Here is a 14,180-nt window from a genome sequence, read left to right on the forward strand (position 1 = left end):
TCTAATTGATTGGATTTCTTACTACGCAAAATATAACAAAGAATGCGAAAATATCGTTGTACAAAAACACTATTAACTATAACTGTTTATACTATACTTGTATATATAACATTTGAAAATGTCAATAAATTGACCATAAATAACATGATTACTCATCAAATGTAAAGAATTGTGGCTTAACATTATTAGAGGGACTCCCCTCTTCACCTGTAATCGGATTATAAGGAACGACCTGATAATTAGGTATCGAAAAAATATTGACAGATGAAATAGCAAAGTTTCCTTTTCCTGTAACCGTACCTATAAGTGTTGCTTTATTATTTTTCTTTTCATAAATTCGATACTTGATTCTTTTATCCTCGGCAGGTGTCCATTCTAGATTTACAGAAAAAAAACCATATGGTTTGAAAGAGAGTTGTGCAAATAAATCATTTATCTCTTTTAATCGGATTGGTTGTTCTAGATCCTTTACTTGCTCAGGAATTTGAAAAGCTAAATGTTTACTTTCAGATGTCTCTTCTATAATTTTTTTAAATAATAGGGTTGGCTGACTACTACCTTTTGTTAAATAATGAGATTTATCTGTCTTGTCATACCCCATCCACAATGCGCCAACAACTGTAGGTGTATACCCTACAAACCACGCATCTTTTGTCGCATCTTCAACTGGCTCGTACGATGTCGAACCAGTTTTTCCAGCTAAAGCCCCTGAGTATTTTCCCATTTGTGCTGTTCCTTCGCGAACGACCCCCTCTAGCATGCGAGTCATATACCAAGCAGTTTGCTTAGAAAATACACGTTTTTCTTCTTTATTAAATTTACCAATCACCCGATTATTACGGTCTTCTATTTTTGTTATAAAGTGAGGTTCAATGACTTTACCACCTTCAGCAAATGCGCGGTAAACTTTTGTTAAATCAATAGGAGAAACTCCTTCCTCTAATCCTCCAAGTGCCATTGCAAGACCTTTATCTTTTATAGGAATTCCAGCTTTTTCTAAATATTCTTTTCCATAATCGATACCTAAGTTATTTAACGCCCATACTGCAGGAGCATTTGCAGATTCAATAATAGCATCATACATCGTTATTTTATCTTTATAAACATCGTTGTAATTATGCGGTTTATAATCACCATATTGTAGCAGTTGATCAACTAATAATGAGTAAGGATCAAATTCTTCTTTCTCAAGTGCAGGACCGTATACGACTATGGGCTTAAATGTAGAACCAGGCTGCCTTTTTACGATTGCACGATTCAAGCCCTTTTGTACATAGTTACGACCACCAATACAAGCAATGATCCCCCCTGTTTTATTATCCATTAAGACAAAAGCGCCTTCCACATTTTCATCTGTACCAGCAAAATTATTTGAGTCTTGGAAGAACTCATAAGCCTTTTGTTGTACAGTCGCATCTAAGGGCACAGTAATTTTGTATCCACCCTTTAATAATTCGTTATTCGTCAGTCCATATCTTTCTTCCGCTTCCTTGACTACTAAATCTATATAAGATAATAAATACATATTTTCATTCATTTGATTAATATCTAACGCTAACGTTCTACCTTGATAACGAACTGCATCCTCGGGTGTAATATACCCTTTTCTTTCCATCAAACTTAAAACAAGATTTCTCCGATCAAAGCTTTTCTCTGGCTGTAGTATAGGGGAATAATTAGTTGGAGCTTTTGGTATCGCAGCTAATAACGCTCCTTGTTCTACAGTTAGTTCAGACACATGTTTGTTAAAATATAATTGGGAAGCAGCTTCAATCCCATAAGCACCGTGCCCAAAATATATTTGGTTCAAATACATTTCTAGCAGTTCTTGTTTACTATATTTTTTTTCTAAATTAAGGGCGATAATTACTTCTTTTGTTTTTCGTAGCCACGTTTTTTCATTGGAAAGGAAGATGTTTTTAGCGAGCTGTTGTGTTATCGTACTTCCTCCCTCCACCTTCTTTCCTTCAGTAATATCTCTATATAATGCCCTCATAATGGCTCTTAAATCAACTCCATGATGATTATAGAAACGTTCATCCTCCACTGATATAAATGCCTGCTGTACATGTTTAGGAATGTCTTGGATAGAGACCAATTCTCTGTTCTCTATAAAAAGCTTTGCAATTAACTCATCCTCATCACTTACTAATGTTGAAGCAGAGTTCATCACAAGCTTTTTTTCATCAACTACATAATCTCCAGCATATATTATAAATAAATATGCAACTAATCCGACAAAAAAAGTAAAAAATATAATTACACTTGCTTTACCAATCACTTTAAGCACGTAACATCACCTCCAAATGACGCATGATAAAACTGACAACTTGATAGCGACCTCGACAGTACAGCTATACTATATTGAATTATTCATTCATGCAACTATTAATTATTATTCATGTAAATGTTTCACAATATGTAAAAAGATTAAGCTCTTTTTGTAAAGTTTGTTGTTATTCTTAAAAGCTCTTTTCGTAAATTTTGTTGTGCTCAAGATGTCGTTTAACAAGAAAAGATACCTGGAAATCTAGTTGTTAAGTATGAAACTTAATACGCAAAACAACAATGAATGGGTAAAGAGCCTAAGAATAAGCGCTTTGTCCAGCATGACACAATTAATACTTACCCACTTGTCCTAGGATATTGTTACTAATATACCTCGATCTCCAAGCCTCTCGAATCGTTTCGCTTCATTCTATAAAGACAAAAAGTCCTTCATGACTTGATGCTCCAAACTTGTCGAGGGGAGTCACTGATGACGATATTCACCGTTGCTCACAGGGTGTTGGAAGAATTTATATTAAAATCGACTTCGCTTTTCTAAATAAGTTAACAATTTTTTCAATTTTATGGATTGGGAAAATGGGAGAAATTGTTATAATGATAGTGAGGTGATGAATGATGAAAATTTATCTGACACATGGTACGTATCATTATTTAAAAACCAAAAAAGATGAGTTTTCTAACGAGCTAATCGTTCTCATGCAAAACGAAGATCAAACTTTATTATTACATGAAACCAACCGAAATTGTGTCTTTAACGAACCTCGAAAATATGAGGTTCTAGATTCAGAAGGTAGATTCCCACTAAAAGGCTATGTTGTTATGAATCACGTTCCAGTATCAGAGGAAGGACGACCTGTCTTTGAATATAGATTTAGCAAGCGCCCCGGTCTTATTGACAAAGAACCTGGGTTTATTGCGATGCGTATTTTAAGGCCAATGAACAGCGATACATATATCATTATTACAGTATGGCATAATAAACAAAGCTACCAAAATTGGCAAAAGTCCAACGCATACGAAAAAACTCATGAAAAAAGAGGAACTCTGGAAGGCGTTGATCACTACAAATCGTTTTTCCCTCGACCTTCTTATTTAAAAACCTATTTCATCACTGACGAAGATTTATCATAATCCCTAAGTTTCATTAATTATTTATTCATGTATGCACATAGAAAAATAAAGCTTTTCTCGTAACCATTGTTGCTATTGTTATCTAAATAAGTACTATAATAAGTTGTTTTATATTGTTAGTCATTGTTGTACAAAAGAAAAGATGCCACGAACTCTAGTTGTGTACGTGTTTTCTTCTTAATATGAAAAACTACAATCAATGCAAAAACAGCTAAAATAAAAAACCAGATGGTATAGATGCCACCTGGTTTTATCTTTTTTTTTACTACTAAATTCAATTAATATTTAGTATACGTAAACGAAATCCGTTCATCGCAGTTTCACCTAGCTGGTTAAGAAGTTGAAAGTTAGCAAAAGCCCCAACGACCGCTCCAACTCCAGGGACAATTTGCATCATTTTTATTAAATCAATATGGTCTCGATATTCTTGCTGAAATTTTCTCCAATCCAATTCAATGAGTTCATTTTTTTTCTCATTCCAGTTCGCAATAATCATAAATGTTTCTTTTCTATGCTTATCACTTGAGAACGCTAATTGAAATAAATATAACAAAAATAAACGCTCTTCATATTTTTTTACATCATACCCATATAATGTAGCAATTTCAAACAATAACTTCATTTTAATAGACAGTAATAAAGGGAAATCAGCAAGACCTAGCAATATCCCTCCCATGCCGGTTCCAGCCCCTTCAACTGCTGCTGTACGTTTATAGGACTTAATTTTTTCTTTAATTAACAAATCTTTTTCTTGTAACGTAAGATGAGACACCTCATGACCTTTCGTTGTAAAATCTGAACCAACAAGCGTTCCTTTGACAAGTTTTTTTATACTTTCTGTAATCATTTCATGAGCTTGCTCAGGGATCATTTGATTCACTTTGTACTGGGCTTTTTTTGTCACCCTAGTGAAAATTGGTGGTCGCTGTAACATTTTTTTACGCCATTGAATTAGCTCATTTAACACTTTACGCTCATATGTGTTCATTCATCGTACTCCTCTGAACCTAGACGTATTTATAACTTTTTCAGCCTACTTTTAACATAAAGATTTATAAACACATAACTAAAAACTATCCCACAAACGAAAGCTAAAAATGCAATAAATACTTTACCTATAAATAGTATGACGATAGCAAATATACTAGCTTGTATAATTAACAATATATGTAGCAGTTGTAAGAATGCTTTTTCCCTCACCGCTTTTTGAATCGGATACAAGCCAAGCCAAATTTTCATTGAAAAATGTCGCCATAAGGTCATAAGTTGAAAACCGGTAAGATATAAAAATAAAACAACAATGACGAGCATTCCATAGCTTAAAGGCAACATTACAAGTAAAAGAATCCCTATAATAAGTAATCGGATAAATAAACCAAAATAATCACTTGATCGTAAAAAAGCCCTCGCGAATAAGTGAGTAAAAGTAGCATCTTGTGAAAAAGGTAACCTCTTCAATGTCCAATCTAGCCACTTTCGTCTCTTAACTTGTATTTTCAATTGAGGAACGTCTGTGAACAAATTAGCAATGCGGTAAAACGTCATCATCCTTTTCGATTCTAGTTCAATTAAGTGATCCCATTTCAATCGTTTAGAAGATGTTAGCTTTCTAAAATAAAAGTAAAGACCAAACATAATAACAATGATTAAAACAGGATAAAGGTAGTTGGCTTTAATAATGACAAAATAGACAAAGGAAAAAGAAATGAGAAAACGAATGATAAAATCAACAATGTGAACTTCTTTTTCAACAAAATATTGTACTGCCCACTCTATTAACATATTCCAAACCTTTAATATTAACAATAGCACTAGTAATAAAAGGAGGCTTGTCGCTCCTCTTCCAGACATCGTTAAATATAGAGGTGCAAGACCTGCTACGACCAAAATAACAATGTAGCTTTGTAAGGTAAAGCTGTACAAAAATGACCGATAAAAATATGCTGACATCTTTGTTTCCATTGGTAATAGGAATACAATGTCTGCTTGCTTTAAAAAAGTTTGTATTGGGCTTTTCGTGATTACTACAGCTAATATAATTGACATGACTATCGCATACGGAAAATGGGGTGAGAGTGTCTCAAGCCACTGCTGATAATAATAAGCACCTGCCCCAATGCTAAAAATTAAAACAAATGCTAAATGTTGATTAAATATATAACGGAGGTATCTCCCCGTTTCTTTTCTATGTTGTGCAAATCGCTGATTCCAAATCTTTTTTGCCTCATTCATCTGACTCTGCTTCCTTTGTCAATTGGATATAAAGATCATCAAGTGTAGCATCTGGAGCTTGAAATTCTTTCCGCAGCTCATTCAAGGTCCCTTTCGCTCGTACTTTACCATTATGTAAAATAACAAATGAATCACAGTATCGTTCAGCAGTTGCTAAAATATGGGTTGACATTAAAATACCTGCGCCATTTTCTTTCATCGTATTCATTAACTCTAATAGTGACTGGATGCCCAATGGATCTAATCCGACAAAAGGTTCATCAATAATATAGAGCGACGGCTCAACTAAAAACGCACACATAATCATTACCTTTTGCTTCATTCCTTTTGAAAAATGTGCAGGAAACCACTTCAACTTCTTTTCCATTCTAAATTCTTTTAGCAATGGTACTAGCCTCTCTTCAAAAGTTTCCTTTGTGAGACCATAAGCCATCGCAGTTAATTCTAGATGTTCTCTTAACGTGAGTTCTTCATATAAAATAGGCATTTCGGGAATGAAGCTATATTGCGCCCGATATTCTTCAGAGTCTTCTATCATGGTCTTTCCATTTATTTTAATTGTTCCGTTTCTCACATCCATTAACCCAATGATATGTTTAATCGTAGTACTTTTCCCAGCACCATTTAAACCGATTAACCCAACTATTTCATTACTATTTACCTCAAAAGATACATCATTAATGACAGGTCTTTTCGTATATCCGCCTGTCACACCGTTCAATTCAAGTAATGCCATTGTACATCTCCTTAAGTTTATAAAATTAACTATACTTAAGTATATTTTACCAAACAAAAAGAAAAAGAAACAATAATAAAGCAGAAGTGCTTTGAGCATTCCCGACAAGCACTGGAGAGAAATCACGTGAAGGCGCTATTTGCCTTCAGGGGATTTGACGAAGTGACCTCGAGGGAATAGGCGCTGGAGCTAGAAAATAATAAAAGCAGAAGTGCCTTGAGCATTCCCGACAAGCACTGGAGTGAAATCACGTGAAGGCGCTATTTGCCTTCAGGGGATTTGACGAAGTGACCTCGAGGGAATAGGCGCTGGAGCTAGAAAATAATAAAAGCGTAAGTGCCTTGAGCATTCCCGACAAGCACTGGAGTGATGGTGCTGCCTTTTAAAAACATCTTTAAATACATTCCCATCCATTTTTTACTAGTAAATAAAAAATTATTTTTTGTGTATATTGTTTTAAGCATTGGGTATTCTAAATTTTGAAGAGAGGGAAAGTGTTAGCTAAGAAATTGAACTCCCGCTTTTCTAGTGGTGATTCAATCTAAAGGAATGAGGTGTCTGTGAAAGACAACTTTCTATGTTAGACACTGGACCTATTAGTTGCTTTTAATGACGTTTGTCAAAGAGGGGATGGTCATCTTGAACGAAGTGAGTTAACGACGTTCAAAGACTACATTCATAATGAGGTGTTTACAGAAGGCAATTTAGTCTTTGCATCTAATTAAAGATCCCTTACTTAAATGTAGGGTGTAATCACTTAGAATGCTCATCTTGAACAATCATTCTCACTTTTAAACACATCATTCATAAAACAAATGAGGTGTTTACGAAAGACACATTAGCTTTTTCACAACGTATTCAAAGCAAAACACAATATCCCTCATCTTCAAATTAGGATGCAACCTAAAAGGTTGTATCCTGTTTCTATTTCCAAACAAATATATGGTAAAATATAAAGAAATGTGCAAGCGACTTGACCATCCTCAAATGCATATGAAAGTGCTTTTTACCTTTTATGAAATGGTAAAGTGACCTCTAGGGTGCAGCTAACCCACAAATACGCTTGCTTGTCTCTGATCAACAAAATTAATGGAGGGGTAAGAACATGTCTGATTGCATTTTTTGCAAAATAATTAATGGTGAAATTCCTAGCGCAAAAGTTTTTGAGAATGAACACGTTATAGCAATACTTGATATTAGCCAAGTCACAAAAGGGCATACACTAGTTATTCCGAAAGTACATAAAGAAAATATTTTTGATTTAACACCTGACATTGCTAGAAACATATTTGAAGTAGTCCCAAAGATAGCTAATTCGATTAAAGAACAATTTCAACCTCTCGGATTAAATCTGCTTAACAACAACGGTGAAATTGCAGGACAAACAGTATTTCATTACCACATGCATATTATCCCTCGCTATGGAAAAGGTGACGGCTTTGGGGCAGCATGGAAGCCACATGGAAATGAATATAGTCAAGAGGATTTACAACAAATTGCACGTACAATCGCCTCTAACATACAATGATGTCTGTTAAGTAAGTCAAAAAGGGAAACAACTTTCTAATTAGACAGAGCTAATTACATATGTTGTATTTTCTACAATGGCTGTTTTCACATTGATTGTTGTTTTTCGTACTAAGAAAAATTATTGAGTTCTCATAAAACTCAGCATTCTGACATTATTAGTAACAATAACAACAAAGTTTACGAAAAGAGCCTCTACAATTTAACGAGGTAATTAGCTACCATAATCTACCCTATATAGGATATTCTATTTAGGACAGATTATGGTTTTTATTATAAAAAGGCTCATTGTGTAACGCTGTTTTCGCATTGATTGTCTTTATTATTGGAAATAAACACTCATACAACTAGAGTTCGTGGCCTCTTTTGTTCTGAAACATGATAACTAACATCTAGAGCCAGTTCCTATGGTACAAATTTGGTGATAATTGCAACAAAGTTTGCGAAAAGAGTCTTACATAAATATTGCTGCTTTTATCTACAAGATTACACGATATGCAATTCTATAAATTTGTCATATTGTTCTCAAATTGTATTTAAACCCCATTCATCCTGTGAATAACAACCGATGCAAAGCAGCCATTATATACACTAGTCGCTAAATTTTCTGATCATTGAACGAACTGGAGTTATTTCTGATATTTTCAACCAATCATCGTGATCAAAGAAATCTTCATACTGAGAAAGAAACTCTTCTACTGTTCTATGAAAAGAATCATTCCACCTTAATAGATGAATAAATTCTTCTCTTGTTCCAGTAAAATCGTATAGATCTTTTATTCGGTTTATCATATCCGCTTGCCACACTGCTGGAATAGTAGAAATGCTTGGAATATCATTATAACGATAATATGTTCCATCTAACTTCAGAGCATATGGATAATAATATGCATACACTTTTTCAAACGTTTCTCCTGTTTGAAGTGTTAGTTTTCTATTAAGATGTTCTCTAAGTTCATATCCGGTTTCTGTTCTATCCATAAGTTCAAGTTGATCCTTATCCATGAATGTTAGCCAAATTTCCGTTTGTGCCCCACGATTTGGTGCAATTACTGCTGGTAATGCCCCGTAAGGAGCTAAAAATGGGCCAAAAACAATATCTGAATCAAGCATCCTACCTTTCATACAAATGAGTATTTGTTTCGAGTTTTGATTTAAGCCAAATTTGTACACAAGTTGTGCAATACATACGTTTGATCCATAAGCAACAACTGGAAATCTATCATCGATCGCACATACTCCCTCTGTCTCTAACAATTCCCCAATATTAAGTATCGCTCCATCGCCCGTTAAAAATGAACCTAGTGGGTGACTATTATTTGCAACATGAACTGAAAGTTGTTCAATTTTAGTATTATTTGATTCTTCAATTTTATGGACTCTGCCATTCATAAAAACAAATGAACTAGGTGGTCTTGGTCCTGGATAAATGTCTGGGTGGTCATAAGGGCTAATAGTAAACGGCTTGTTTTCACGGTACAAAAACATTTCTCCCCTTTTGAATTCATGTAATTTTATGTTTGTATTTTGTTAACTAATCTTAGCTAATTTTCGAAAACTTTAAAATAATAGCTTACTTCATTACCGTTTCATGGTACTATATAAACAATTTAAGCAATTAACGTAACAAAACATTTTTGAGGAGGATATTACGTGATGCGTGCATACAACTTTAATGCTGGACCATCTGCACTACCACTAGAAGTTCTACAAATCGCTCAACAAGAGTTAGTAAATTTCCAAGGAACTGGGATGTCTGTGATGGAGCTTAGTCATCGTAGTAAAGAATATGACGCCGTTCATGAAAAAGCGAAAACTCTACTAAAACAATTACTTAACATCTCAGATGAATATGAAGTTTTATTTCTTCAAGGTGGGGCTAGTCTTCAATTTACAATGATTCCAATGAATTTACTTTCCAAAAATACAGTTGCTAACTATGTTTTGACAGGATCTTGGTCTGAGAAAGCCTTAGCTGAAGCTAAAAAAATCGGGCATGTCCATGTATCTGCATCTAGTAAAGAAAATCAATACAAACACATTCCATCAATTAATGATTTAGAAATAAGTGATAATGCTGCTTATTTACATGTTACTTCAAATAATACGATTTATGGTACCCAATGGTCGGAATATCCACAGTTAAATAATGTTGAGCTTATTGCCGATATGTCTAGTGATATTTTAAGCCATGAAATTAATGTGGAGCAATTCTCGATGATTTATGCTGGTGCACAAAAAAATCTAGGACCATCTGGTGTAACGGTTGTCATTCTAAAAAAAGAGCTACTCACTAACAGCACTAATGAATTACCTACGATGCTAAACTATCGTACGCATGCTGACAAAAATTCCTTATATAACACTCCTCCTACATTTGCTATATATACTTTATCACTTGTTCTTGAGTGGTTAGCTAATAGCGGTGGTGTGAAAGGAATAGAGAGAGTTAATAATGAAAAAGCTTCTCTTCTATACAGTTGTATTGACGATAGTAATGGGTTTTATAAGCCTCATGCAAAGATGGATAGTAGGTCAAAAATGAACGTAACATTTACATTACCTTCTGAAGAGTTAACAAAGAAATTTCTCGTCGAGGCAAAAGAAAAAGGCTTTATCGGTTTGAGTGGACACCGCTCTGTAGGAGGGTGTCGCGCATCAATGTATAACGCTGTACCACTAGAAGCTTGTGAAACCTTAGCATATTTCATGAACGACTTTTATAAGAGGAACCAGCTCTAAACGCTAAAATCTTTTATAAAATGAAATTTATAAAAACCCCGATCTTTGGTCGGGGTTTCATCATCTAAAGTAAATGATTGATAGAGCTAATAGCAAACAAACAAATCCACCTCCACCTAGGACAGCTGCTTTTTGACGAAGTATTTGTTTAGGTGGGTAGGCGACAGCTCTTTGAATTAGTGAGAAATAATTTATCATGCCAACAAAGAATAATAGACTTAAAACGAACAATAACAAGATTAACACTGTCAATGCAGTCCCCCCTTTAATTGATATTATGGTGTTTTAAGAATAACTATGTGTTTTGATTTAAATAAATTTCGTTTATTTTAAAATTTCCGAAATTTAATCCTTTATTAATTTTTATTTTATTGGCATAATAGATTGTAATAAAAAATCCAAAGAAAAGTAGGTGACTAGTTGTGACGAAAGAAAATAATTTTTCTATGAAAGAAGCAATGTTATTTAGCCAAAGAATGGCTCAACTCGGTAAAGCACTATGGAAGACTATCGAAAAGGATTGGCAACACTGGATCAAACCATATGATTTAAATATTAATGAACATCATATACTATGGATTGCTTACCATTTAAATGGTGCCTCCATCTCAGAGATTGCAAAATTCGGAGTCATGCACGTTTCAACTGCCTTCAACTTTTCTAAGAAATTGGAAGAACGAAATTTATTGCAATTTTCCAAAAAAGAGAATGATAAAAGAAATACCTATGTAAAAATTACTAGTCAAGGAGAAGAAATATTATTAGAGTTAATGGAGAGTTATGATCCAACAAGACATTCTACCTTTCAAGGTGCACTTCCAATAAAAGATTTATACGGGAAATTCCCTGAACTTACTGATGTAATGTGTATCATTCGTAGTATATACGGAGACGATTTCATGAGGATATTTGAAAAATCTTTTGAGAATATTGAAAAAGAATTTGTTGAAGTAGATGGAAAAATTAGAAAGCACAATCAGCTACAAGAAGTTATTGAAGATAACTAAAGTCTATTTTAATAATTTCATAAATTCTTCCATCAACGGAGTGTACATTTGTTGTTTTAACATAGCAGTTACTGTATCTTTTACATTCATTTTAAATTGGATTGTTTTGGAAAATTCGATAAGAAGCGGGGTAAATACTAATAGGCCTTCCGCTTTTTGTTCTTCAAGTTTTATGCTCAATTTTTCACAAATTGATAGAATTTCATCTACATCTTCTTTTGATAATTGTTCCTTGATGACCATTTGATAAAATGGCATATGATCTTCTTCAACCATTTTTAGTAACAGTGTTTGATAATACTCTATCTTTTCTATTCGACCAATAAATTCGTCCATACTACTATTCCCTTCCATAGCATTTACTTTTAATTTTTCCATATTTCTAATACAATAATATCTAAAAAGATACATGAGTACCAACATCTTTTCATAAGTTCTCTATAACAACTATTTTTCATAAAATTTATTCGTAACCTTGTAGCTATGGTTCCTAAATTAGAAGATTACGTAATAGTCATCGTTTAAACAAGAATAGAAGACATGAAATCTATTTTATACATGCTTTTTAGTACTAAAACCTTAGACTAAGCATAAATATTGATAGTTTTGTAACAGCTATTGATTTTTTCAACAAATGAGCGTAAAGTATGTTTGTAAGTTCGTAGATTATAGATTATAGATTTTATATTATAACTCATTTAGGACTGCAATCTTATAGTTCGGAAGGTGATTATATGAATTGTTGGAAAACAATCAATTTTTCTCGAGATGTTGGATTCCATCGAATCATACTCATTTCACTATTAACCATGTTAAGTACATTTATATTATTTTATTTACCATTAAATTTATATTACTCTTCAACTAAGTTGCATGGGGATAGATTTATTTATTTTATCATAGCATTACTTATGACCATAGTATTTCATAAATGCTTGCATGCTATACCTCTTATACTTATGAGAAAGAAAGTAAAAATTGAATTAAAATGGGTTACAATCATTCCCATTTTCACGGTGCGATTTTGCAATATGATATCTAAACCAATGTCTATAATGGTGTTTTTAACACCGTTTGTCATGTTTACATCCATATGCTTGCTTCTAGCTGTGATGTTCCCAAGCTATATCCACTATTTTTCAATTATCGCAGCAGCTAACTTAGGTTTGTGTGTACCAGACTTTATATGCTTAAAGCAATTTATAAGTGCTCCTAAACGCTCAGTTATTGAAGAAATTGAAGACGGATATGATATTTTAGTAAAAAGTAATTAACTCTACAGGTACTTACTACAATAGCTTTCTTAAGGGCATCCAACAAAAATGGGTGCTCTTCACTATTTTTCAGAGTTCACTTACAGAGTAGTTCACTCATTTTCAGTAAGTAAAGCGTGTTATCGTTAATTATAGCTTTTCTTACATGGCTGTTTTCGCATTGATTGTTGTTTTTCTTTATAAAATATAATCACGTATACATCTAGCGTTTGGCATCTTTTCTATTTTTACAATTATTGAGCTTTTACGAAAAGATCCTCTTACTAAGACATAAACGCGAATAAAATTAGTGTTTACGCCATCTTTTCTTCTTAAACTTAATGCAATCGTATAAACCACTATTTAGCTTTATAAAATATATAAAATACCAACAAATTTTACGAAAAAAGCTAAATAATGACGTGTGTATAAGACCGTTGATCAAAAGCTTTAATACAATAACAAAGCATAAGGGTATCTTTTTTGCTAAATTTTTGATATTGTTATAAACATATACAAAATGTAGCATCATCAATTAAATTCCAGGGAGGGAATCTCAAATTGCTAATATATTTTATTCCTTTCGCTTTATTTGTCCTATATTATATTAATAAATTAACAAACAGTTTATGTATTCAAAAAGAGATTCCTGAAGAGCGCCAGCCAAAAGTATTTCGAACAATCAATGTCCTTATAACCATCCTGCTACTTTCATCATACGTTGAGGTCATGTACACTTGATAACTCATTACCCTAACTAAACGATCAAGTTGACTTTAAAATTTTTATAGTTTTCACTACAAAGCTGACAAATTATTTTGTCAGCTTTTGCTGCTTTTTACTAAGTCCCTTTTCATAGACTTTTTTCACTTGTATTTGATTAACTATTGTGTACTTTATGATTTTTATAGTCTTTAGAGGAAAAAAGATAACACCAACGTTAGTTATATTCTTTTTGAGTTCTAATTACGACAAGGAACAATTAATGCGCAGCCAACTTTTACTAAAGCTCTTAGCATTAGTTTTGTTGTTTACTTCAATGTGAGTAACTAATGTATACTATTTAATTTCTTTAGTCTTTAGAGAAGAAAAGAACCCCGACCGTTAAGCTCTTATTACGATCAACAGCAATTCTTTCGATAACCGCCTTACATAGAGCTGTTAACGAAAATTATGTGTCAATCGTCATGAAGACATGATATCCAGTTTTTATATCTAAGCACGAAAAACAATATTTATTAGCTAAGCTCTTTTCGTAAACTT

Annotated in this window: 13 protein-coding genes; 6 read left to right on the forward strand and 7 right to left on the reverse strand. The window is 33.2% G+C overall.

Annotated elements, in window-relative coordinates:
- Positions 1 to 148 precede the first annotated feature (148 nt).
- On the reverse strand, positions 149 to 2,290 hold the full coding sequence (locus V1503_RS04440) for a transglycosylase domain-containing protein (protein ID WP_410625118.1): 2,142 nt from the start codon (positions 2,288 to 2,290) through the stop codon (positions 149 to 151).
- 611 nt (positions 2,291 to 2,901) lie between these two features.
- On the opposite strand from V1503_RS04440, the gene V1503_RS04445 reads away from it, so the two are divergent.
- Entirely contained in the window at positions 2,902 to 3,420 is a 519-nt protein-coding gene (locus V1503_RS04445; RefSeq protein ID WP_410625120.1) for an antibiotic biosynthesis monooxygenase family protein, read from the forward strand.
- A 274-nt stretch (positions 3,421 to 3,694) separates the two neighbouring features.
- Here V1503_RS04445 and V1503_RS04450 read toward each other — a convergent pair whose 3' ends face one another.
- From V1503_RS04450 to V1503_RS04460, 3 genes are read right to left on the reverse strand one after another with little or no spacing between them, the layout of a single operon-like run.
- The gene (locus V1503_RS04450) at positions 3,695 to 4,408 is read right to left on the reverse strand and encodes an EcsC family protein (protein ID WP_214484884.1); all 714 of its coding nucleotides are present in this window, start codon (positions 4,406 to 4,408) and stop codon (positions 3,695 to 3,697) included.
- A gap of 29 nt (positions 4,409 to 4,437) precedes the next feature.
- Positions 4,438 to 5,652, reverse strand: coding sequence for an ABC transporter permease (locus V1503_RS04455; protein WP_410625122.1), 1,215 nt, complete (start codon positions 5,650 to 5,652; stop codon positions 4,438 to 4,440).
- Complete coding sequence (locus V1503_RS04460; protein ID WP_320258120.1) at positions 5,645 to 6,388, reverse strand: ABC transporter ATP-binding protein; 744 nt, start codon at positions 6,386 to 6,388, stop codon at positions 5,645 to 5,647. The genes V1503_RS04455 and V1503_RS04460 overlap by 8 nt, the downstream gene beginning before the upstream one ends.
- 1,105 nt (positions 6,389 to 7,493) lie before the next feature.
- Here V1503_RS04460 and V1503_RS04465 point away from each other — a divergent pair.
- On the forward strand, positions 7,494 to 7,916 hold the full coding sequence (locus V1503_RS04465) for an HIT family protein (protein WP_214484881.1): 423 nt from the start codon (positions 7,494 to 7,496) through the stop codon (positions 7,914 to 7,916).
- Positions 7,917 to 8,506: 590 nt separating this feature from the next.
- Here V1503_RS04465 and V1503_RS04470 read toward each other — a convergent pair.
- A complete protein-coding gene (locus tag V1503_RS04470) occupies positions 8,507 to 9,397 on the reverse strand; it encodes a hypothetical protein (protein WP_410625125.1) in 891 nt (296 codons plus the stop codon).
- 174 nt (positions 9,398 to 9,571) lie between these two features.
- On the opposite strand from V1503_RS04470, the gene serC reads away from it, so the two are divergent.
- Entirely contained in the window at positions 9,572 to 10,657 is a 1,086-nt protein-coding gene (gene serC, locus V1503_RS04475; RefSeq protein ID WP_410625127.1) for a 3-phosphoserine/phosphohydroxythreonine transaminase, read from the forward strand.
- A gap of 60 nt (positions 10,658 to 10,717) precedes the next feature.
- Here the strand turns inward: serC and yhzF are convergent, their stop codons facing one another.
- Entirely contained in the window at positions 10,718 to 10,903 is a 186-nt protein-coding gene (gene yhzF, locus V1503_RS04480; RefSeq protein WP_483297259.1) for a membrane protein YhzF, read from the reverse strand.
- Positions 10,904 to 11,079: 176 nt separating this feature from the next.
- Here yhzF and V1503_RS04485 point away from each other — a divergent pair, with 176 nt between their 5' ends.
- Complete coding sequence (locus V1503_RS04485) at positions 11,080 to 11,664, forward strand: HTH-type transcriptional regulator Hpr (RefSeq protein WP_320258117.1); 585 nt, start codon at positions 11,080 to 11,082, stop codon at positions 11,662 to 11,664.
- A 3-nt stretch (positions 11,665 to 11,667) separates the two neighbouring features.
- Here the strand turns inward: V1503_RS04485 and V1503_RS04490 are convergent, their stop codons facing one another.
- Positions 11,668 to 12,000 (reverse strand): DUF1878 family protein, encoded by a 333-nt coding sequence (locus tag V1503_RS04490; protein ID WP_214483462.1) that lies wholly within the window; start codon positions 11,998 to 12,000, stop codon positions 11,668 to 11,670.
- 398 nt (positions 12,001 to 12,398) lie between these two features.
- On the opposite strand from V1503_RS04490, the gene V1503_RS04495 reads away from it, so the two are divergent.
- Together V1503_RS04495 and V1503_RS04500 are read left to right on the forward strand one after the other, a co-directional pair.
- Complete coding sequence (locus tag V1503_RS04495) at positions 12,399 to 12,938, forward strand: DUF3267 domain-containing protein (RefSeq protein WP_214483453.1); 540 nt, start codon at positions 12,399 to 12,401, stop codon at positions 12,936 to 12,938.
- Between the two features lie 540 nt (positions 12,939 to 13,478).
- Positions 13,479 to 13,658 (forward strand): hypothetical protein, encoded by a 180-nt coding sequence (locus tag V1503_RS04500; protein ID WP_250886716.1) that lies wholly within the window; start codon positions 13,479 to 13,481, stop codon positions 13,656 to 13,658.
- Positions 13,659 to 14,180 lie beyond the last annotated feature (522 nt).

This window comes from Nanhaiella sioensis (assembly GCF_046557775.1).
GTDB lineage: Bacteria > Bacillota > Bacilli > Bacillales > SM2101 > Nanhaiella > Nanhaiella sioensis.